This is a genomic window from Spirosoma oryzae, assembly GCF_003002825.1.
Lineage (GTDB): Bacteria > Bacteroidota > Bacteroidia > Cytophagales > Spirosomataceae > Spirosoma > Spirosoma oryzae.
On record NZ_PVTE01000027.1, the window covers coordinates 1 to 22,161 of the forward strand.

Genomic DNA, 22,161 nt, shown 5'->3' on the forward strand with positions numbered 1-22,161 from the left:
GTGACTTGCACCACCGGCGTGGTCAGCTTCACCGTCACCCCGGCCGTCACGGCATCGCCCGACGCGGGTACCGCTAGTGCGGGCACGGGTGGCACACCAGTGGCTAACGTAGCCGCTAACGATGTGGTCAACGGTCAACCCGCTACCTTGGGCAATGGTGGTAACGCCACAGTCGCGCAGGTAGGCAACTACCCCACCGGCATCAGTCTCAACCCCGCGAATGGCTCGCTCCTCATCGCGGCAGGCACGGCACCGGGCAGCTACACCGTCGCTTATCAACTCTGCGATCGGCTCAGCACACCGACCTGCTCCACGGCCGTCGTTAGCCTCACCGTCACCGCTTCCTCGGTGGCCAACCCTGACGCGGGCACTGTTAGCGCAGGCACCGGTGGCACACCAGTAGCCAACATAGCAGCTAACGACGTGGTCAACGGTCAACCCGCCAATCTGGCGACTGGCGGTAACGCTACGGTCTCGCTTATCAACCCGCCAGCGGGCATCACCCTCAACTCCACGAACGGATCGATCTCGGTAGCCGCCGGTACCGTACCAGGATCATACACGGTCGCCTACCAGCTCTGCGACAAGCTCACCCCGGCTACCTGTACCACCTCCATCGTTAGTCTGACAGTTACGCCATCGTCGGTCGCTATGCCCGATGCGGGCACCGTTAGCAGTGGTACCAACAGCACCGCTGTCGCCAACGTGGCGGCTAACGACTTCGTTAACGGCCAACCCGCTACCCTGGGTACCAACGGTAACGCCACGGTCGCTCAGGTGGGTACTTACCCGCCGGGCGTCACGCTTGACCCAACAACGGGTAGCCTGACCGTCGCGCAAGGCACGACGCCGGGCTCGTACACGGTGGCCTATCAACTGTGCGACAAACTCACGCCCGCGACCTGCTCTACGGCCATCGTCAGCTTTATCGTTACGGCGTCAGAAGTCGCGAATCCGGACGCGGGTACCATCAGCAGTGCTACCGGCGGAACGGCCATCGCCAACGTGGTAGCAAACGATGTCGTTGATGGCCTACCAGCTACGTTGGGTGCCAACGGTAACGCTACGGTGACCCTGCTCACGACGGGAACGCCACTTGTGTTGAACACAAATACTGGCAGTGTATCCGTCGCGCAGGGTACAACACCGGGTGTCTACACAACCGTCTACCAGCTCTGCGACAAAATAACGCCTGTCACCTGCACAACCGGAACCATCAGCGTTACTGTCACTGCGGCAGAAGTCGCCAACCCGGATGCGGGTACGGTCAGCGCGGGTAACGGAGGGGTAGTCGTAGCCAATGTAGCGGCCAACGATATGGTCGATGGGTTGCCAGCGACGGTAGGACCGAATGGTAATGCAACGGTAGCGCAGGTAGGTACATACCCGGCGGGTGTCACACTCGACCCAAACACCGGCTCGCTCTCCGTAGCCGCCGGTACCGCACCAGGATCATACACGGTCGCCTACCAGCTCTGCGACAAGCTCACCCCTGTCACCTGTACCACCGGGGTTGTCAGCTTTACGATCACGCCGGGTGTCGGCGGTACCGTCTTCAACGATGCGAACGGCCTGACCGACAATCAGATCAACGGTCCGGGTACCAACGCAGGAGGTCTGTTTGCTATCCTGACGAACAGCGCCAACACGGTGGTGGCTTCGGTACCTGTAGCGACGACGGGTGCTTATCGCTTCGACAACGTAGCCCCCGGCTCGTACGGCGTACGGATTAGCACGGCAGCAGGCATCGTAGGCGGCACGCCACCGGCGGTTAGCTTGCCAACGAACTGGACCACGACAGGCGAAGGAACCACGACGGGCGGTGACGGTCTGGTCGACGGAATCACGTCGGTGACGGTTGGCAGCGCGGAAGTAAGTGGAGCCAACTTCGGGATCGAGCAGTTACCAACGCCGGCGACTACCGCCCTGGCAGCCCGGTCGAATCCGGGCGGTACAAACGCGATAACGGTACCACCGTCGAGCCTGACGGGAACTGATCCCGACGGCGCGGTCGTCGCCATTCGCTTCGTGAGTTTCCCGACGAACGTGACGACGCTGTTTATCGGTGGTACTTCGTACACAGCAGCGACTTTCCCGGCAGGGGGCGTTACGACTGCCAGCAACGTACCGGTTCACATCGACCCGATCGACGGTACAAACGGCGCTGTGGCTTCGGTCATCTCGTTCCGCGTAATCGACAATGCGGGTATGGAAAGCCGGACAACGGGTACCGCTACGCTATCGTTCAGTTGCCCGGATACCCTGTGTGTACCAGTTACCATTCAGAAAATAAGAACCCGGTAACGGGCTGACTAAGAAAGGCGGTAGCGCTTCGATCGAATAGCCTCAGGCACGACAACTCCTGAGGCATTCGGTCGAAGCGCTACCGTTTTTATGGGTTGTGCTAGTCATCATACCACCCCCGCGTTCACCTTACAGCCGAATAAAGCGACTCGTATACCGCTTGCCTCCAGCACTCAGCATGACGACCGTGTACGTTCCCGAAGGCAGTTCATCCACCGAAACGTCGACACAGCTGCTGGCATGATCGCCAACCACAGTCGACACGACGGTTCCTTGCTGCGAATAGATCGTTAGCCATTGGATAGCTTGTCCCGCCGGAAGCTGACAGGAAACATAACTGTGCGCCGGCGACGGATAAAGTAGTAGTTCGCTGGATGCCGCAGTTAATTCCGGCATAGGCGCGGCCTGACGTGCCCCCGCCGACGACACAGGTGCATATTTATAAGCCCCAACATCGTATTGGCTACCGTCCTCACGGTTGTTACCCGGCAAGTCGGTGATTACGCCCAGATTACTGACGTTAGTCCCCGTTCCGACAAGCGGAGAACCTGGTGCAGGTCGAAAATCCGCCGATTCGTCGGTATACAGCGTCGTACCGGCAACAGCCGTCACGTTCGTCACCAGGGTTGCCTGAGCACCCTGCATCAGCGTCAGCACGCGCCCGCCCTGGCTACCCTGTGCGTTGACCTGCGTGATCGCGTTGTTGACAATGAGGTTGGTATTGTTCTGATTATACAGCCGGATACCGTCGCGGCCGGTGCGGTTGATCGTATTATTGGCAAACAGCATCGACGTATTCGGCAACGAACCGACCCGGTCGTCGCAGAAGATACCGTCCAGGCTGGCGTCGTTGATGACATTGTTGTAAATCCGGTTGTTGCCCAGATGCCCGACGATGATCAGCCCGATACCGGCCACGTGCGACAGCTGGTTACTGTAGCAGTCGCCCCCGCCCCCACCGCCGATCTGAATACCGTTGTTCTGGTAATTGGCAAACGGAGCCATTCCGGTGTAGTCAAGCGTATTGTGATGAACCTGCGCGTCGGGCGCGCAACCGTACTGGAGCCCCTCGGCGGCCGTGTGCTCGATGCGGTTGTTGTACACCCGCAACCCGTAGATAAGGTGCGGATACACCGTCTTCTGTATGCCGTTGCAGGTAACGTTCACCCCTGTGTAATACGAGTGGCCAATGTAAAATCCTTCTCCCCCGGTGTCGTGCACATAATTGTCATGCAGACTGACATTGTACATGCTGAAGTTTTCCCGCCAGGTTGTCGAGTCGCAGCTGGGATCGGTTTTGACCATAAAGCCGGCAAAGCCCGCAAAGGCCACCTCCACCCGCTCCACCTCGCAGTCGGAGCTTAGCCCGCCGATGCTGACACCCGATGCCGACTGATTCGACCGGTCCAGCTTGAAGCCGTACTGGAGCGATGGGTCACCGGAACCAGACAGGACAAAGTACCGGCTCGTGTTAAACTGAATGCCGGAGTAATACGCGTCGACGCCAACCGAAACCAGTCCACCACAATTGATAAAGCGAATCGGTTGGCTGGCCGTACCGACGAACCCATTGAAGCGCAGGTAGTCGTACCGACCAGCCTTCACACAGACCGTTTGCCCAGGCTTGACGTTCAGCTTAGCGTTTGTGTAGACCCCTGCTTTGTCGACAACGTAGTCGCAGACACAGCCTGACTGCCCCATTGCGGTACCGGCGGCAACGGACAACAAGAACCAACTGATTAACAAGCTTTTTTCTACACGCTGCCGTTTGCGAATGGCATAAGAAATGCGCGAATACCAAACTGGTTGCGTCCATTCAATATCGGTGTTGTGCGCGCTGCCGGAGCAGCGTACCATTCCCCTACCGTATAAATACAGCAGCAGTTGGGCGAGGTAGCCGATCACTACGTCTATTTTGGTGTACATTAAATAGGAATAGGTAACAAAAAAAGAGTACGGTCCGATTTTTATCAGGAAAAAGCAACAAAGCAAACAACCAGATTTGAACCAAGCATATGGAAAAAGCATACCACGTTTTGTATGTCGACGACGACAATTATATCCGGCAAATCGTCAGGCATGTAATGGACCCCGACTTCCGGGTAACTGCATTCAGCAACGCCGTTGAAGCAGTCGATTGGCTTGAGCAGGGCAATTTTCCCGATGTGATCCTGACCGATCTGAGCATGCCCGACATCGACGGCATGGAGTTTATCAGCCTTATCAAAAACAGCTCGCTCTTCAAGACAATCCCGATTTTCATTCTGTCGGCCTCGACGGATACCGATCTGAAAATAAAATGCCTGCAACACGGTGCCGACGACTTCATCAGCAAACCCTTCAGCCCGCTGTTCATCAAGGCCAAGATCGAAGCGCTGATGCGGTTGCTTGGTCAGCGCAGTAGCGTCCGGTTTACCCCGACGCCCAATCACACGGATGCCCGCTAAGGTTAGCTTTATCAACCGCTATGGATTCTCCCTTCACGATAACAGCCAGTGACACATTCCAGGTACTCTACGTCGACAGTACCGACGCCCAGACCGACGAACTGCGCGGTGTTCTCGGCGACCAAGCCATGCTGACTGTGGCCGAAACCGCAGCAGACGCCTTGGACCAGTTAGCCAATGACCGCCTGATCGATCTGGTTATCATCAACGAAACCACGATGGGTCGGCACCTGTTCGACATCATCAATTTTCGTCGGCTTGAACAGGGGTTCGCCACCATCCTGCTCATCACCGAGCCGACAGTCGACTTTAACGTGCAGGAAAAAGGACAGCCGACGGTCGACATTTTCCCGGTTGCGTTCGACGCCAGCACGCTGAAAAAACGGATTTACTATTTCATCTACAAGAAATCGTATCGAAGTCAGCAGGTTACCCAGCAGTTTGCCAATACAAGCATCCCGCCGGGGAAGCGCCTATTCGACATCGCCCTCTCTACGCTGATTCTGGTCGCCGTGTCGCCCCTGATGGCCATCGTCACCTTGCTGATTCGGCTGGACTCCCCCGGCCCCATTTTCTACAAATCCCGCCGAATCGGTATGGGCTACCGGCCGTTTCAGATGTACAAGTTCCGGACTATGCGCACCGGGGCCGACGCCATGATTCAGAGCATGGCGTCGCAGAATATGTACAACAAGCCCAAACCGGTGGAGTCGACCGGCGGTCAAGTGTGCGACAGTTGCCTGCGTCAGGGGACTTCGTGCCAGAAACCGTTGTTTCAGGACGGTCGTCAGGTCTGCGAACGCCAGTTTCTCGATGAACAGCGCGATCAGGCTACGTTCATGAAATTCCAGTCCGATCCGCGCGTAACCCGGCTGGGCAAGTTTCTCCGGAACGCCAGTATCGACGAACTACCTCAGTTGCTGAATATCCTGAAGGGCGATATGTCGTTTGTGGGCAACCGGCCACTTCCACCCTATGAAGCGGAAAAGCTGACCCAGACCGACCGGGCCCAGCGATTTGCCGCCCCCGCCGGCCTGACCGGTCTGTGGCAGGTAACCAAGCGGGGCCGGGCGGGGGTATCTGACCAGGAGCGCATGGATCTCGACGCCGAATACGCGCGGACCTACTCCCTGAAAACAGACCTGCTCATTCTGATTCGTACGTCGTGGGCGCTGTTCCAAAAAGAGAATGTATGAGGCACGACTACCCCCTCGTATCGATCATCACGCTCAATTACAACCAGCTGGCGGTGACCTGCGAACTGCTGCGGTCGATTCAGACGCTGACCTACCCGAACATCGAGGTACTGGTTGCCGATAACGACTCACCCGTCGACCCGACCGACGGGATTCAGGCGCTGGGCTATTCGAACACCCGTGTCATTCGGACCGGCGCGAACCTGGGGTTTGCCGGTGGCAACAACGCGGCCATCCGGCAGGCGCGCGGTGCTTACCTACTGCTGCTCAACAACGACACCGAAGTAACGCCCGATCTGATCGAACGACTACTGGAACCCTTCGCCACCGACGACGCCATCGGTGTCACCGCGCCCAAAATTCGGTACCACCAGTCGCCGGATACGATTCAGTACGCGGGCTACACGCCCATGAATCCGTTCACCGGGCAGGCCTGGTCCATCGGTACGCATCAGATCGACAAGGGGCAGTTCGACCAGGGCGGGCTGACACCGTTTGCGCACGGCGCAGCCATGATGGTCCGGCGCGACGTGGTCGAGCGGGTGGGCCTGCTGTACGACGATTATTTCCTGTACTACGAAGAACTCGACTGGTGCTGGCAGATCCGCCGGGCGGGCTACGGCATTTACTACCAGCCCTCGGCCCTGGTCTACCACAAAGAATCGGTGACGGTGGGCAAAAGCAGTCCGCTCAAGGTGTATTACCAGACGCGGAACCGCATTCTATTCATCCGCCGAAACATGACCCGAACCGCGCAGGCCGTGTTTTTCCTGTACTACGCGCTGCTGGCGTTTCCCAAAAACCTGCTTGGCTACGCGCTTGCCGGGCAGCGCGACCGGCTTCGGGCCTTCTGGCGGGGTACGATCTGGCATCTGTCGCATACCGTACCCCGACCGGTTCCGCCGGCTACTCAGTTCACCCCTATTTTTCAGCACGATCATGCGGATTGGCATTGAAGCACAGCGCCTTTTACGGCCGCACAAGCATGGTATGGATTTCGTAGCGCTGGAACTGATTCACGCGCTACAGAACATCGATACGGAGAACGAGTACTTTATTTTCGTCCGGCCCGACACCGACGAGCAGTGCCTGAAGCTGCGCAGCCGATTTACGCTGGTCAAACTGCCGGGGCTTAATTACATTCACTGGGAGCAGGTGGCCCTGCCCCTCGCCATTCGCCACTATAAGCTCGACGTACTACACTGCACGGCGAATACAGCTCCGCTGATTTCAGGAACGCCCGTTATCCTGACTCTGCACGACACGCTGTTCATGAAGCGCAAGAACGATGTAAATACGGCAACTGCGTATCAGCGACTTGGCAACGTGTATCGCACGTTTCTGATCCCCTGGCTGGTACACCGCTGCCAGCCGATCGTTACGGTGTCGCACTTCGCCAGCGACCAGATCAAGGAGGAACTGGACTTACCGCAGGCCCGGATAACGGTGCTCCATAACGGTGTGAGTAACAAGTTCTTCGCACCGGTTTCCGACGATCAGCAGATTCAGGTCCGACTACGCTACCAGCTCCCGACGCGCTATTTCCTCTTCCTGGGCAGCGCCGACCCACGAAAAAACATGATTAACGTGCTGCGGGCCTACCTCGCCTACCGCACGACCGATCCGACGATTCCGCTGGTCATCAGTGGCAAGTTTCCCGACTTTCTCCGACAACACTTTACCGCCAGCGAATGCAGTCAGATACAGGCTTATTGCCGCTTCATCGGCTACATTCACGATAGCGATCTGCCCAGCCTGTACGCCATGGCCGAGCTGTTTTTGTTCCCGTCGATCAGTGAAGGCTTTGGACTGCCGATTCTGGAAGCCATGGCCAGTGGGACGCCCGTTATTACGGGCAATCGGACCGCGATGCCGGAAGTAGCCGGATCAGCTGCGCTGTTGGTCGATCCGTTTCAGCCGCAGGCCATCACCGACGCCATGCAGCAGTTGATGAACGACTCGTCGCTACGGCAGTTGCTCATCCGACGTGGTCAGGCCTGGGCTACCCGTTTCTCCTGGTCGGAAGCCGCCCAGCGCCTGCTGATGATCTACAAACGCTTCGACCCGGCCCAGACGCAACCCGCCCCCTACGCGCAGCCAACGCCGTTTGTCTAGGCACTAGACCTAAACGGTTTCGACAATCGTTTAGGTCTTCGACAGGGGCCACACCCACAAAACAACAGACTGATTATCAGTAGTTCTTTGTCATCCCGACGCCAGGAGGGATCTTCGTTAACAGCAAGAAAAGCTATTAATTTCCGAAGATCCCTCCTGGCGTCGGGATAACAAACCGTAAGTACGAAGTGGTGTCAGGTGCGTGACCTGACACCACTTCGTACTTACGGTTTGCTGACCGGGTCAGCGCCGTGGGGCGTGTGCAGGAACTGGTTGCGGGCCGTTTTCATGCGGTAGATCGACTTGATAAACCGACCAAATAGCAGGGGTAACTTGAGCAATTCGGCCGGACCAATCTTACGCGTCAAAGCCGCTGGTGCCGACAGGTAGAAGGTCAGCAGTAGCAGCGCCAATTGCAGAGCCGCACCGATCAGCAGGATTGAACTCCCGAACAGCAACCCGGCGACGACACCAATGGCCAGCGTCCCCATCAGCAGAATCCGGGGCGGCAGCACCGTCTGAAAGACCTTGTCGGCGTAGTCGATGTTGCCGGCAAACAGGGCTTTCAGACCCGGTCCGGCGTTGAGTTGGAGGTACTTGAACTGAGCCGCAATCCAGCGGGTACGCTGCCGCTCGAACACAGCTTCACTCTGTACTTTCTCGTCGTAGACCAGCGCGTCCGGCAGGTAACCGAAGCCAACCCCACGACTCAGTAACCGCATCTCGATCTCCTTGTCGAAACCACCGACGGCCTGCACCGACGGCATCAGTTCTTTCAGCAGTCGGTAGTCGAACGCCATACCGGAGCCGATCAGAGCCGCCGACAGTCCGACCGCCCGGTGCCCCTGCCGGAAAATATGGTTGTTGATTTCTTCGCTGATCGCGTCCAGCACGGCCACGCTGGTGTTGGTATTTTTGGCCACCCGGTGCCCCTGCACCACGTTCCAGCTCTGGCCGAATGCCGCGTCGACCTGCCCTAGAAAGTCAGGTGCCATCAGGTTGTCGGCATCCAGAATCACCGCTACGTCGTACTGTTCCGGTAATTGCTGCAACGCCACATTGAGCGCCTTGGCTTTGGTCGACTGCGCAAACGACACTTCGACAACCTGAATGGGCAACGTCCGTAAGGTATCGAGCGTGCTTTGTTGCAGTGAATCGGCAATGACGACGACGTCGAACGCGTCGGCCGGATACGTCTGACTCAGCCCCTGCCGGGCCGACTCCAGAATGACACCGTCTTCGCGATACGCGGGAATCAGCACGGCCATCCGCCGTAGGGCCTCACCAACGGGTTTTCGCAGCGCCGGGAGCGAACGCAGCCGACCAGCCACCGCGAAGAAAAAGAGGTAAACGGTTACGAGCCCGGTATAGCTCAGCAGCAGAACGACGAGCAGATCAAGTATAAACATGGCATAGCGGAATTAAGCGGCATAGATTGGTTTATAAACGGGCCTGTTTTTGGCTTCGGCAACCGGTGGCGAATCGAACCGGCCGCAGGTACAAAACAGGGCAATACTGACATAGAGAACTGTGTTGGAAGGCGACTGACCAAATACCTGATTGCCGTAGCTGGCGGCTGCCACGCCGACAAAACCACAGTACAGGCCCGTCATAGTTGATTTGAGGGTCGGGTCGCGCAGGCGGGCCACCTGAATAAAACCGATGATCCCCATAATCACCAGCGTCAGCAGGTGTACACTCAGCCCCACCACGCCCGACTCTACCCATATTTTCACGTACCAGCTGTCGAGCGCCGTTTCGGCCAGAAACGTACCGGGGGAAAAGCGTCGTCCCCAGTCGCCCCCGGAGCCAATACCGCCCCCCAACGGACGGGTTTTGAGGTAGGCAGCCAGCTTCTGCTGATTCTCCAGCCGCACCTGCAACGATGGATCGTTGGGATCGAGCGCCGATCGGATGCGCTGCACCTGGTAGTTGCCCTGCCCGACGGTGGTGTATTTCAGCAGGCCAAAAGCGCCCCCGCCGATGACGATACCGATGGTCAGGATCAGGACGTTTTTTTTGAGGAACAGGTACATAATGATCCCGACGGCCAGGACGAAAAGCGGCCCCCGACTCCCGGCAATAGCGAACCCCCAGAAGTAAAACACGGCCAGCCCGGCGTAGATCAGTTTCCGGGTGAGCTTTGGTTCTTCCAGTGCTTTGAGAATCGCGAAGAGAGAGACGTGGGCCATGGCCGCGCCAAACTGACCGGCATCGGAGTAAAATGAAAAGCTGCGCAGGTGGCCAAACAGCACGTGCGTCTTTTTCGCCCCGCTCTCAAGCCACATGATCTCGCCGTGTACCAGCCCGACATACTGCTGCTTGAATCCCCACAGCGCGGCCACGATCGACCAGCCCAGCCACACCCGCACGAACCGGTCGATCTGCGTACGATCGTTGACCAGCTTCAGCACAATGACGACGACCTGTATCCAGTAGAGCGACACCCCCCGAACGGCGTAGAACCAGGCTTCGCGGCTCCGGGTTTCGGGGTTCAGCAGTTCGAGCAGCGTGTACAGAAACCAGGCCAGCACGAGGTAAAACACGGCGGTGTTGACGCTATTCGACGGCCGGTCGTCGGCCCGATCGGTTGAGAGCCACATACCCAGCAGGGTCAGTAGCAACAGCCCGTCGATTGCCAGGCCGAAGGGAGCTTCCGTTTCGAGCAGTCGCCCCAGTCCGTTGATGAAAAAGCTGCAATGGATGTAGGTCCACATGCCAATGACGGGCCGCATGATGCAAAACAGCACGTAGGCGATGGCCGGCGGCAGGGCAATCAGCGCGCCCGCCACCGGAACCCCGCCCTTGTTGATGGCGATTCCCAGCCCGACGGCGGCACCGATGGCCACCAGTCCGCTCAGGGTGTTGCCCAGCCACGTAGGCTGCATCAGTGATCTAGTGAATCCCGGCATGCTGCATCTTTTTCGACAAGTCCCGTACTTGTTTCACGCCCGCCACGATCGCCTTCTTCACCGACACTGGGGCATGCGCCTGCAGCAGCCGGAAGCCCAGCAGCAGCCCGGCCAGAAACGTCGCCACCGACGCAACCGCTACGCCCAGCACCGATTTGAACAACAGGATAGCCAGCAGATCGCCCAGCAGGTTGACGACCAGCATACAGCTCACTTTCAGCAGGTTCTGATTCGGTTTATCGACAATATCGAGGCCAATGCCGGAGTAGCGTTCGAGCGGCAGAAACAGCGCGTAGAGCATGAAACAACGTAGGATGGCCGCACTGTCGTCGTAGTTGCCCCCGCCCAGCAGTTGCACCAGCGGTCCGGCGGCCAGGATGCCCCCCACCGCCAGCGGCAGTACCAGCAGCCAGAGCCGCCCCGCCTGTTGGTTGAAATAAGCCGCCCAGGCCGCCACCGGTCGTTGGCCGTGCTGTTTGGCCAGCAGGGGCATGTCCGTGATAACGATACTGCGAATCGGCATTTCGATCAGTTCGATCAATCGTTGCGGCAGCGTATAGACAACGACGGCTTCCGGCCCGATCAGTGACCCGATCAGCAGCCGGTCGGAACTCCGCAACAGGTTCGACACCAGCAGTGTACCCATGCTGTACCGGCCGAAGCCCAGCAGCGCCTGCCGTTCGTGCGCCGTGCCGCTCCGCCCCGCCCCCAGCTGCGCCCAGTCGTTGACAATGACGAGGCCACCGATCAGCACGTGCGCCAGTGTGTAAGCCGCGAACAGATACGTGCTGTCGAGTCGATGCAGCCAGTACCCCAGGCCGATACCGATCAGGAACAGGACCTGCACGCTGATGCGGACAACCTGCATGGCCTTAAAACGGGCACGGGCCTGCAACAGCCAGCCACTCAGGTTCACCGGTAACGACACCAGCCCCAGCAGGGTAATCCAGCCCGCCAGCAGTGGCCAGTCCTGACCGTAGCCCAGCCAGTGACCAATGGCAGCACCGACTAGTAGTAACCCGCTAAGTCCGGCCAGTAAACCAACCGACAACTGCCAGGCAGCCCCCGACCAGCGACGAATCTGCTGCGGGTCCTGCTCGGCGGCCAGATTACGAATCAGTGCATTGAGAATCAGGCCCGACCGCAGTGTGTCGGTCAGTGCGTATATGGTCAGAAACAGCAGCCATTTCCCCAATTCGTCGCGCGGGCACAGGCGGGCCAGCAGCGCCAGCGTCGCCAGGCCCAGCAAGGCCGATAATCCATTGCCCAGCAGCGACACGAAGGCATTGGTCCGGATCAGTTGCCGACCAGCAGTCTGTAGCGATTGTAGCGTCATGAAATGGGCGTCGGACTAAGGGTGGGGGTAGGTGTTTGGGTCAGCGTTTTCTTCGCCTTTTTCCGGCTTTTTCCCTTGATCGGTCCGGTGAGTGGTTCCAGCAGGTCCGGCTCGATCTGATCGACCACCATCATGACGTTGGCACGACTGGCCCGCTGGTAAAAATTGACCAGTTCACTGTCCGTCCGGGCCCAGTCACTAGCCGCGTTGACAATCAGCAGCGACAGACTGGCCTGCGCCACCAGAGCCGCCGGGATAGCCGTTTCGCGCAGGGCAGGGAGTTCCAGAAAAACGTACGACAGCGACGATCCATTGAACCCGGCCCGGCTGACCAGTTCGCCGATATGCCGCGTGTCGGAAAAGCGCGGACCGGGATGGTAGGTCCGCCAGCACTCTTCGTGGTCGGGTCGGGCGTCGGTCATAACGGTGTCACGCGGGTACAGGTAGGCGACGGAATGACCAGCCTGCGTCAGCAGGTCGGCCAGGTAGGTACCCACCCACGACGGCTGTTCGGATGGTCGGGTACTGAACAGAATAATCAGGTGGTAATTATTGACCGGCCGGGCCGCGTCGGGGCGGGCCGCCAGTGTTTCGATCATCAGCACACTCCGCAGCTGCTCCAGCATGTCGTGTCGCACATTCAGCAGTACGCCACTGGTCGTTTTTTTGGCGATGAGCGGGAACGCGGCCGCTAGCGGCAACCCAATTCGTTTTTCGGCCTGATCGGAGGTGCGGATGCTTCCGTTGAGCAGCTCGCGAACCAGGAAGAAGGTGAACATGACCACGAAGCCGGCCAGGAAAGCAGCGATGACCAGCACGGCCCGTTTCGACGGTTCGGGCGAGAGCGGAAACTTGGGCGGGTCGAGTACCGACAGCGGACCGCTCATTTGCAGGTTTTTCTGCCGCAGCCGCGCCAGGTTCAGCCCGTGCAGCACCGACAGGTATTCTTTTTCGGCCACACCCACTTCCCGCTCCATCCGGTTCAGGGTCGAGCCCAGGGGCGCAAACTCGGTGTAGATCGCGTCGTATTCGCGGAGCCGGTTGCGCATAACGGTGATCCGGGCACCCGATTCTTCGGATTCGATCAGCTTATTCAGCCAGTCGTCGAGCAGGTTGCTTTGGGGTAAGCCTTCCTGCGAATTGTTGAGGCTGTAATAGGTATGAGCTACCTGCCGCAGCTCGTCCGACAGGCGGGTAAAGTTGTTTTGTAAGGGCTCGATTACCGACGCCGGTTGCCCGGTCGCCATGGCATTGGCCAGTTGCAGTTGCGCTTTCCCCAGTTCCGTACGCCGGGCCAGAATGTCTTCATTGGTCGTGACAACAGACATCCGGTTCGACAGCCGCCGTTCGATGGCAGCGATAGCCGCTTTAGCCGCCTTGTACCGCATCACTTCGCGGTTATAGTCGGTGGTCATGTCTTCCTTCGACTCGGCCACAAACTTCGACTGCTCCCCGTAATTGATGATCTTGTGATCGACCCCGAAGTCGCGCAGGGTATTTTCGGCCCCCTGTAAACTCCGGTACGACTGCTGCACTTGGTTTTCGAAATAACGCACGACATTGTTGGTCTCCGACGATTTCATCGATGTGTACCGCTCCCGAAACACGTCGATCAGATCGCTCAGCGTATGCTGACAGACGGCGGGGTCGTCGGCTTTAAACGACAGTTCCAGCATGTCGCTGGTATTTTTGCGGGCCACCGTCAGTCGACCGGTGATGCCTTCGATGGCGTAATTCGATTTCGAGTCGTACAGGATTTTCTTCAGCAGGTTGTTTTCCGGCCGGTGCGCCAGTTGCTTGAGCCGTTCGTAGGTTGCCGACTCATTGCCTTTCACCACCAGTTGCCGTCGGTTTTTGGCGTCGATCAGTTCGTTTAGTTTCGCCAGCCCTTTCGGACCGAGGATGTACGGGTTGGGCCTGGTCAGTTGCAGGTGACTGGCCAGCAGGTGCAGCGCGACGTCCTCGACCGTTTCGCTCGACTTGATCGTCGTAATCAGGTTGTCAAAGGCGTTATTGATCGCGTAGTAATCGACGCGGGAATCTTCGCTGCTGGTAATCGAGTAGCCCGACGCCAGCCCCGTATAAATCGTGGCATTGGTCACGTACTCACGCTGCATATCCCGGCTCGTATACACGACCGTTCCGGCCGTTGCAATCGGAAAGAGCAACAGCCAGAACCACTTTTTCCGGAATACGCGACTGATTAGGAGTAATTTCATACGTTACTCATCGACTGGCTACCAACGCGGCAAGGGGTACGCCCGTCAGTGCGACCATGTCGTACAGATAAGTTAAAAAATCACCCCGCTCCTTCTCGACGTTGGATTGCGCGATGGCTAACACGTTGCTGACGCTGGCAAACGCCACCGACGAAATCTTGCCCTGCTGCATTTCAACCTCGGCAATGCGAAAGGCGATCAGGGCCGTCTGCGCATCCCGAATCCGAATGCCCAGCAGCCGGTGCGCCGTCATAGTAGCCTGATACGAGCGATTCAGATCGCGTTGCAGTTCAACCCGGATCAGATCCCGGCGGGCGTTGGCCGCTTTCAGTTCTGACCGCATCTGACTAAGCCGGTGCCGCCGTCCGACCACTTCCGACAGGGCCAGCTGAATATTTACCCCGTACCGGTGTCCGTTGGCCAACTGAACGAAATCACTGCTAACCGTACCACTGTTGAGATAGGCCTGATTACCCGATGCGTACGTAAAAAATGGGCTGACGCCCTGAAGAATCAGCACTTTGGTCACCTGTAGATTGGCGACTTTACCATCGACCATGGCATCCTCAAACCGCACGGCCGGCGAATGCTCCAGCGCCAGCTGATAGATCCGGTCAAACGGCAGCATCTGCTCCGCCAGCGATTTGCTCACGTCAAGCAGCGCCGTATCCGACTGACTGGTTGCCGGCTTTACCGGTGCCCGTCGGTCGACCGACGCCGTTGGAAATCGCTGCGCCCAGAGTGAGTTTACACTACCGGCAAGCAGAAACAGGAAAACAACAAATGGCCGGTAGCGAGCGGTGATAAAAAATGATGACATAGCCCGAACAGGTTAGTACTATGCATTTTTTATATGCAATTTGTTTACCAAATTTTCATTTGGCATACTTATAGCAATAATTAAGTATCACTTTTAGCTACTGTCCTTTCCATGGACTACGTAATCGTTGGCATTCAGCCCTGGGACTTGCCGCTGGGTGGGAACTGCAAAGACATGGCGCAGGAACTGTCACGGACGCACCGGGTGCTGTACGTCAATCCGGCTGTCGACTGGCTGACTGCCCTGCGTCATCCTGGCCAACAAAGCGTCCCGACGAGTCCGCTGGTACCGGTTAGCGCGTCCTGCTGGGTGCTGACACCCGATCGGCACAGCTGCCCCACCAACTGGCTGCCGGATGGCTGGCTGTTCGACCGCGTCAACCGCTGGAACAACCGGCGCTTCGCCCGAATCATACAGTGGGCAATCGATCAGTTGGGCTTCTCAGCGATCACGCTGCTCAACGACAGCGACATGGTCCGTAGCTTTTACCTGCCCGACCTGCTGAAACCCCGTCAGTTTATTTATTACACCCGCGATAATCTGCTGGCAATCGGTTTCTGGCAGCGGCACGGCAACCGCCTGGAACCGGCGCTGATGCGCAAGGCGACGCTCGTAGCGGCCAACTCCGCTTACCTCGCCCGGCTGGCCCGGCAGCACAATCCGCGAACGGTCGACATCGGGCAGGGGTGTGACCTTCGGCAGTTCGACCCGACGGTACCGCACGCGCTGCCCGACGACCTGGCCCGAATTCCATACCCACGCATCGGCTATCTGGGGGCCCTGAACGCTGGCCGACTGACCATCGACTGGCTGCTGCTGACGGCCCGCTCCCGTCCCGATTGGCAGCTGGTACTGATCGGCCCTGAAGACGACGCCTTCCGACAGAGCGCCCTGCACGAACTACCCAACGTTCATTTTCTGGGGGCAAAGCCAATGGCCCAGCTCCCGGCTTATCTGGCCCACCTCGACGTGGCCATCAATCCGCAGCAGCTCAACGAACTGACCATCGGTAATTACCCCCGAAAAATTGACGAGTACCTGGCGATGGGCAAGCCGGTAGTGGCCCTGAAAACGGAGACGATGAGTCTGTTTGCCGACTACGTGCGACTGGCAACTACCGGCCCTGAATTTATCGACCATATCGGGGGCATTCTCGACGGGCAGTTACCGGCCTCACCCGCTGCCTGCATCGCCTTTGCGCGGCAGCATACCTGGGCTCACTCGGTGGGTATGCTGGTACAGGCCCAACACGATTTCGCACCCACTCAACCCGCCCCCGTCGGCAACCTGCGCAATGAACCTGTCTGAATCGATCAAGAGCAACGCCCGGCTGAAAAAGCTGATTCATTACCTGCTGATTCCGAGCGGGCAGGCGCGCCCACGCTGGTGGGTCAGCGTATTTGTCAACCCCTGGCTGCACCAACGCGGCAAAGGCGCGCAGGTATGCCGCACCGCCCGCATGGATGTCCTCCCCTTTCAACCGTTCACGCTGGGTAGCCAATCGACCGTCGAGGATTACTGCGTGGTCAACAATGGCATCGGTCCCGTACGGATCGGCGATTACAGCCGGGTCGGTATCGGCAGCGTCGTTATTGGACCAGTCACCATTGGCAGTCAGGTAATTATTGCGCAGCACGTTGTGATCTCGGGCCTGAACCACGGCTACGAAGATGTGCAGGTACCGATTCGGCAGCAGCCCGTTACCAGCCGCCCCGTCGTCATCGATGATGAATGCTGGATTGGTGCCAACGTCGTCATTACGGCGGGGGTTCGCATCGGCAAGCACGCAGTCGTGGCAGCAGGCAGTGTCGTGACCAAAGATGTACCGGCTTATAGTGTCGTTGCCGGAAATCCCGCCCGCCTGTTAAAAGCGTACGATGAAGCCAGCGGCCAATGGCTGCGCGTTCCGTATATTGCCAACAAACCCCACACGCCCATTCCCGCGTAGACATGCATCTGTTTACCATACCCTCCTGGCTCGACGCTCATCTTCGGTTAGCCAACCAGTCCACCCAGCCATCCGCCGAAACGCTGAGCCAGCTTAGGGCTAAACTAAGCCGCTACCGCGTCGACGATCCGCAGGTATCCATCGTCATTCCGGCCTACAATGAGGAAGCCAATATTCTGCAAACACTGTCTTCCCTAGCCGATCAGGTAACCAGGTACCGCACCGAGTTAATCGTAGCCAACAACAACTCGACCGACAGGACGCAGTGGCTGCTCGACCAGTGTGGTGTCCGGTCGGTATTCGTTGCCGATCAGGGAATCAGCTATGCCCGGCAGGCCGGACTCGACATGGCTCGTGGGGAATTTATCGCCAGTGCCGACTCGGATAGCCTGTATCCACCCGGCTGGCTCGACGCGATCGTCGAGCCGTTGCACACGCCGTCGGTAGCCTGTTCATACGGCCTGTACTCGTTTATTCCCAGCCCCGGCAATCAGCGGTTCCAGCTCGGGCTGCACGAGTTACTGGGAGAACTGTTCAAACGGCTAAAGCGGCATCATCGGGAGTTTGTCGACGTGATGGGCTTCAATTTTGCCTTTCGCCGGGCCGATGCGCAGGCGGTGGGCGGCTTTCAGCACGACCTGGATCGCCAGCGAACCGAACGGTCGGAAGATGGCTGGATGGCCTACTGTCTGGTCAACCTGGGCACACTCCGGAAAGTCAGTTCTACCAATGCCCGCGCCTGGACCAGCGACCGACGACTCATGGACGCGGGTAGTATTAGCAAAGCATTTACCCGACGTGCCCTGAAGGAGTTGAAACGACTACCTGTTTATTTGAAGAAAGCACCTACTTCCTCGCAGGCCCGCTAGCACCGATATAGCCGAATGTTGGGTGGCCCGGCCAAAAGGCAAAGTGTGCTTGCCGTTCTCGGCCGACACAAGACGTATTTCGGACAGGGCAGTTTTGAGACTCGTTGTGTGGCCTCGGTTGACAAAATAAACACTTGAGTTGGAGAGCTTTTTGGGGTGCCTGGGACAGGGGAAACGTTACGGTTAGGAAGCCCAGAACGTAGCGGCTGACACGAGAAACACCCCTCTAGTTGGACGTGACAGGTTGAACGGGTTACTTGCAATAGGGTATTAGGCAAGATTGAATAAAGCGAATTTCAGGCGTTGTTTTTCGTAGTTTTGGTGGATGGACACAGGTATTTACATTCCCATTGTTTCGGATTACGGCTTTAAAGCCACCTTTGGGAATGAAGCCGACAGCTTATTCCTTCGTACGGCGTTGCAGGCACTAATCAAATCTGAGACGCCCATTCAGGAAGTCCGTTTCGATAAGAATGTGTTTGAAGCACTGACCATCGACAGTCGGAGTGGTATTTTTGATTTAGCCTGTACGGATGAAAACGGTAGTCAGTTCATCGTGGAAATGCAGTTGGGCTTAGCTCCGCATTTTGTGCAGCGCATGAACCGCGACGGCGGACCGTTTTTACGCCTTGCATAAGTTCAACACGGTGGTGGAGCGGGGTGAGTTTGATTATGCCAACCTGCCTAGAATTTACGCAATTGCCATTTTAGCGAAGAACATTCTACCAACGGCTCATTTTCATACGGTTGCCAACTTGAGGAGCGAACAAGGTGAAATCATTGATACTCAGATGACGTTTATTACCGTAGAATTAGCTAAATTTAACAAGCAAGTAGTTGAAATAGAGACCGATTTAGAAAAGCTGGTATACACGATGAAAACGCTCCACACAACCGAACCCACTCAGTATCCGGCTTTCTGGAACGAGGAATGGCTCAAGCGAGCCATTGACGAGTTGGACACGCGAAAAATGACTCCGGAGGAGAGGGCTTATTTCGCTCGTGTGACAGCGGCCAATGCTGAAGCGGTCAAGGCCGAGAAGAAACGGATTGAAGAGGTAAAAATATCTGCCATCCAAAATGCCTTACAAGAGGGCTTACCAATTGATTTGATTGCTCGAATCAATAGTGTAAGTATTAGCAGTGCAAAAAACATGGTAATAAGCATAAAGTAGACAGCTTCTCGGTGACTGGAAGCATGTCCCGAAGAAAAGTTTACAGCCCAACCAAGCAAGGGTATACAGGTTGAAGCAACGTAGTGAAATAAGCTGACTCGTTCACCATCAGCCCTTGTGGGTGTAGTCGCCGTCTTGTCAACCCGCCTTTGAAACAGGTCCTTATTGTAGCCATCGCCAGTCTGCTTGTCATGTGCCGGATAAGCAGCGAGTTGCCCAAACCAGCCGGGCCACCACCACGCTTTCTCATCACCAAACCCGGTGTGTACGACGGCAAAGCAATGGGCGTATCACCGGGCGACACCGTGGGTGTACAGGCGGGGGAATACACATACTTCCGGTTCCGGAACTTTATCGGCAGCGCCAGTAAGCCTATTGTTTTCGTTAACTACGGCGGACTTGTCCGGGTCCATTCGCCGGTGGCGCAGCTCAGCAATGTCACTTTCGCAGCCTCGCGCTACGTGGTGCTGAATGGGCAGGGTGATGCGCAGACGGATTACGGCTTTCGCATCTCCGCGCCGGCCCCCGGTGTCAGCGCGCTGGCGATTGGCGGGAAGAGTTCAGACGTCGACGTCCATCACATTGAAATTGATACGGCGGGGTTTGCCGGTATCATGGCGAAGACCGATCCGGCCGTCAACGATTCCAGCACCTGGCGGGGGCATTTTACGATGTATAACGTGTCGATTCACCACAACTACGTACACAACACGCGGGGCGAAGGTCTGTACATCGGCAATTCATTCTGGAACGAAGGCATTACCAGCACCATCACCGTGTTTCCCCACGAAATCGTTGGCCTGAGCATTCACCACAACCGCACCGAACGAACGGGCTGCGAAGGCATTCAGTACGCCTGCGCGCCTAACAGTCAGGTCTATCACAATCAGGTCAGTCAGACGGGTTTGTCGCCCTTCGCCAAGTTTCAGGATAATGGCGTTCAGATCGGCGGGGGCGTGTCCGGCTCGTTTACCGACAACGAAATCAGCGACGCGCCGGGCGTGGGGTTGATTATCGTTGGACATCGGGGACCGCTGACCGTGCATAACAATCTGATTAGTCGGGTGGGTGCCTGCGGTGTGTTTGTCGACACGCGGCCCGGTTCAGTACCCGGCGCGACGATTGCCTTTACGAACTGTACGGTCGACACTGAGCGGAAGACGGCTTTCCGCTTCTACAACCGCGATCAGCGCAACGATGTGACGAGCTGCGTGATTCGTAGCCAGACACCATTCGACCTGACCGACGGCATTCCCCCGATAATCAACGAAAACAACGTTTTGGGATCGGGGACTGTCCCACCGGGCGTCGGTTTTATGAAGCCGGATTAATTGGGGAGCTGATTGATTAATATCCAGGAGTTAGGCCGCGCCACGGTGGCCCAGCCTAACTCCTAGGTCTGTGTAGTATATAGTTAGTATTTCAGGGGTTTTGCTTGCGATGCTATTTACAGGCCTTTTCTACCCCTAAATCCCCTGAAGGGGACTTTGTTCATGAGCGAGCAAAGTCCCCTCCAGGGGATTTAGGGGTAAACGAACTTACCTATTAAGCCAGGTAACCAACACTAATAGAAACCGATACAAGTCACGTCAGTTAGGGAAGACCGGACGTGGTACTACGACACGAGTTTAAGCCCATCGGCGAAAGCCTGCATCTGCGGCATCGTACCTAGACTGACACGGCACCAGTATTGCCCGTCAAATTTCCACTGCCGGATACTGACGCCCTGCTCCATCATCCGCGAGACAAAGTCTTCGCCTTTCATTCGGATCGGGAACATGACGAAGTTGGCACCCGACGGCAGCGGTTCGTAATTATGCTGCTTCAGCACACCGTACAGGTAGTCTTTCGATTCCTTGGTCTTACCCAGCGAGTACTTGATGAATTCTTTATCCTGTAAACTCGCCATAGCCGCCCGCAAGGTCGTCATGCTAAGCCCACTGCCGCCCGTCGAGAACTTACCGATCTGCTCGACCAGTTCGGGTTTGGCAAGGAGGTAACCGGTCCGCAGACCGGCAAAGCCATGTACTTTCGAGAATGTCCGGGTAACGATCACGTTCGCGCCTTTCCGAACCAGATCGACCATGGAATACGCCTTCGGATCGGGCGTGTAGTCGATGTAGGCTTCATCGACCAGAATCGGTGTTTTCGAGCCGACCGCTTCGCAGAACGCCCGCAGCTTGGCCGGGTCGACAGTGATGGCGGTAGGATTGTTCGGGTTACACAGGTAGACCATGCCCGTCTGACTGCCGACCCGCTCATTGAGTTTGTTCAGGTTAATGTCGTAGCCGTCGGCTGCTACCAGCGGTACCCGGTCCATCGTGATGCCGTGTTTAACAGCCGCGCGGGGCAATTGATCGAAGGTCGGGTCGGGAGCCACAATCGTCCGGCCGGCATTGGGCCGGTAGGCAGCCCAGAGCGAAGCCGCCGTCAGCAGTTCGCCGGAGCCAGCGCCCAGCAGCACGCATTCTTCGGGAACGCCTTCCGTGTCGGCCACCAGCTTCCGAAACTGCTTCGCGTACTCCATCGCGTACAGGTACCCGTCGGGAGCCGCTTCCGTGATTACTTTCAACGCTTTGGGCGACGGGCCGTATGGATTTTCGTTAGCCGACAGGCGGGCTTTCAGGGCCGCTTTCTTACCGGGTTCCAGCCACAGCGCCGGATCGCCCTCGGGTTCACAGAAAGCAGCGGGTGCAGCCGCCAAACTCAGGCCAGATAACAAACTGGTACGGAGCCAGTCGCGACGATTGAATGCCATAGCGGAACAGGGGTTGGGATGTATTTTTGGTTGATCTACGGCAATTTACTGCGCATTTCTGA

The 22,161-nt window shown here is 57.5% G+C and carries 18 protein-coding genes; 11 read left to right on the plus strand and 7 right to left on the minus strand.

Annotation, left to right across the window (positions count from 1 at the left end):
* Positions 1-2,304, plus strand: a 2,304-nt coding sequence (locus CLV58_RS28510; RefSeq protein ID WP_170108772.1) for a beta strand repeat-containing protein, incomplete at its 5' end; no start/stop codon positions are given.
* 129 nt (positions 2,305-2,433) lie between these two features.
* Here the strand turns inward: CLV58_RS28510 and CLV58_RS22910 are convergent.
* Positions 2,434-4,230: a choice-of-anchor Q domain-containing protein gene (locus tag CLV58_RS22910; protein WP_106140173.1), complete on the minus strand. Its 1,797-nt coding sequence runs from the start codon at positions 4,228-4,230 to the stop codon at positions 2,434-2,436.
* An 89-nt stretch (positions 4,231-4,319) separates the two neighbouring features.
* Here CLV58_RS22910 and CLV58_RS22915 point away from each other — a divergent pair, with 89 nt between their 5' ends.
* Genes CLV58_RS22915 through CLV58_RS22930 form a run of 4 tightly spaced genes read left to right on the plus strand, consistent with a single transcriptional unit; the run spans position 4,320 to position 8,062 of the window.
* Positions 4,320-4,751, plus strand: a complete 432-nt coding sequence (locus CLV58_RS22915) for a response regulator (protein WP_106140174.1) — start codon at positions 4,320-4,322, stop codon at positions 4,749-4,751.
* Positions 4,752-4,771: 20 nt separating this feature from the next.
* Positions 4,772-5,947 carry a sugar transferase gene (locus CLV58_RS22920; protein ID WP_146141514.1) on the plus strand — a complete coding sequence of 392 codons (1,176 nt, stop codon included), beginning with the start codon at positions 4,772-4,774 and terminating at the stop codon, positions 5,945-5,947.
* Entirely contained in the window at positions 5,944-6,903 is a 960-nt protein-coding gene (locus tag CLV58_RS22925; RefSeq protein ID WP_106140175.1) for a glycosyltransferase family 2 protein, read from the plus strand. The genes CLV58_RS22920 and CLV58_RS22925 overlap by 4 nt, the downstream gene beginning before the upstream one ends.
* Positions 6,887-8,062, plus strand: a complete 1,176-nt coding sequence (locus CLV58_RS22930; protein WP_106140176.1) for a glycosyltransferase family 4 protein — start codon at positions 6,887-6,889, stop codon at positions 8,060-8,062. Before CLV58_RS22925 ends, CLV58_RS22930 begins: the two co-directional genes overlap by 17 nt.
* 224 nt (positions 8,063-8,286) lie before the next feature.
* On the opposite strand, the gene CLV58_RS22935 is transcribed toward CLV58_RS22930, so the two are convergent.
* From CLV58_RS22935 to CLV58_RS22955, 5 genes are read right to left on the minus strand one after another with little or no spacing between them, the layout of a single operon-like run.
* Entirely contained in the window at positions 8,287-9,471 is a 1,185-nt protein-coding gene (locus tag CLV58_RS22935; protein WP_106140177.1) for a glycosyltransferase family 2 protein, read from the minus strand.
* Between the two features lie 12 nt (positions 9,472-9,483).
* Entirely contained in the window at positions 9,484-10,950 is a 1,467-nt protein-coding gene (locus CLV58_RS22940; RefSeq protein ID WP_106140178.1) for an O-antigen ligase family protein, read from the minus strand.
* Between the two features lie 7 nt (positions 10,951-10,957).
* Entirely contained in the window at positions 10,958-12,310 is a 1,353-nt protein-coding gene (locus CLV58_RS22945; RefSeq protein ID WP_106140179.1) for a lipopolysaccharide biosynthesis protein, read from the minus strand.
* Complete coding sequence (locus tag CLV58_RS22950) at positions 12,307-14,529, minus strand: GumC family protein (protein ID WP_106140180.1); 2,223 nt, start codon at positions 14,527-14,529, stop codon at positions 12,307-12,309. The genes CLV58_RS22945 and CLV58_RS22950 overlap by 4 nt, the downstream gene beginning before the upstream one ends.
* 7 nt (positions 14,530-14,536) lie before the next feature.
* The gene (locus CLV58_RS22955; RefSeq protein WP_106140181.1) at positions 14,537-15,349 is read right to left on the minus strand and encodes a TolC family protein; all 813 of its coding nucleotides are present in this window, start codon (positions 15,347-15,349) and stop codon (positions 14,537-14,539) included.
* A 111-nt stretch (positions 15,350-15,460) separates the two neighbouring features.
* Between CLV58_RS22955 and CLV58_RS22960 the strand changes: the two genes are divergently transcribed.
* From CLV58_RS22960 to CLV58_RS22980, 6 genes are all read left to right on the plus strand, one after another.
* A complete protein-coding gene (locus tag CLV58_RS22960; protein ID WP_106140182.1) occupies positions 15,461-16,657 on the plus strand; it encodes a glycosyltransferase in 1,197 nt (398 codons plus the stop codon).
* Positions 16,644-17,297: an acyltransferase gene (locus CLV58_RS22965; protein WP_106140183.1), complete on the plus strand. Its 654-nt coding sequence runs from the start codon at positions 16,644-16,646 to the stop codon at positions 17,295-17,297. The genes CLV58_RS22960 and CLV58_RS22965 overlap by 14 nt, the downstream gene beginning before the upstream one ends.
* 2 nt (positions 17,298-17,299) lie before the next feature.
* Entirely contained in the window at positions 17,300-18,166 is an 867-nt protein-coding gene (locus tag CLV58_RS22970) for a glycosyltransferase family 2 protein (protein ID WP_106140184.1), read from the plus strand.
* 325 nt (positions 18,167-18,491) lie between these two features.
* The gene (locus CLV58_RS29245; protein WP_425443551.1) at positions 18,492-18,803 is read left to right on the plus strand and encodes a PD-(D/E)XK nuclease family transposase; all 312 of its coding nucleotides are present in this window, start codon (positions 18,492-18,494) and stop codon (positions 18,801-18,803) included.
* Positions 18,796-19,341: a PD-(D/E)XK nuclease family transposase gene (locus CLV58_RS29250; RefSeq protein ID WP_425443552.1), complete on the plus strand. Its 546-nt coding sequence runs from the start codon at positions 18,796-18,798 to the stop codon at positions 19,339-19,341. The genes CLV58_RS29245 and CLV58_RS29250 overlap by 8 nt, the downstream gene beginning before the upstream one ends.
* Before the next feature lie 149 nt (positions 19,342-19,490).
* Positions 19,491-20,672 carry a right-handed parallel beta-helix repeat-containing protein gene (locus CLV58_RS22980; protein WP_146141515.1) on the plus strand — a complete coding sequence of 394 codons (1,182 nt, stop codon included), beginning with the start codon at positions 19,491-19,493 and terminating at the stop codon, positions 20,670-20,672.
* A 284-nt stretch (positions 20,673-20,956) separates the two neighbouring features.
* Here the strand turns inward: CLV58_RS22980 and CLV58_RS22985 are convergent, their stop codons facing one another.
* A complete protein-coding gene (locus tag CLV58_RS22985) occupies positions 20,957-22,099 on the minus strand; it encodes a pyridoxal phosphate-dependent aminotransferase (protein ID WP_106140186.1) in 1,143 nt (380 codons plus the stop codon).
* Positions 22,100-22,161 lie beyond the last annotated feature (62 nt).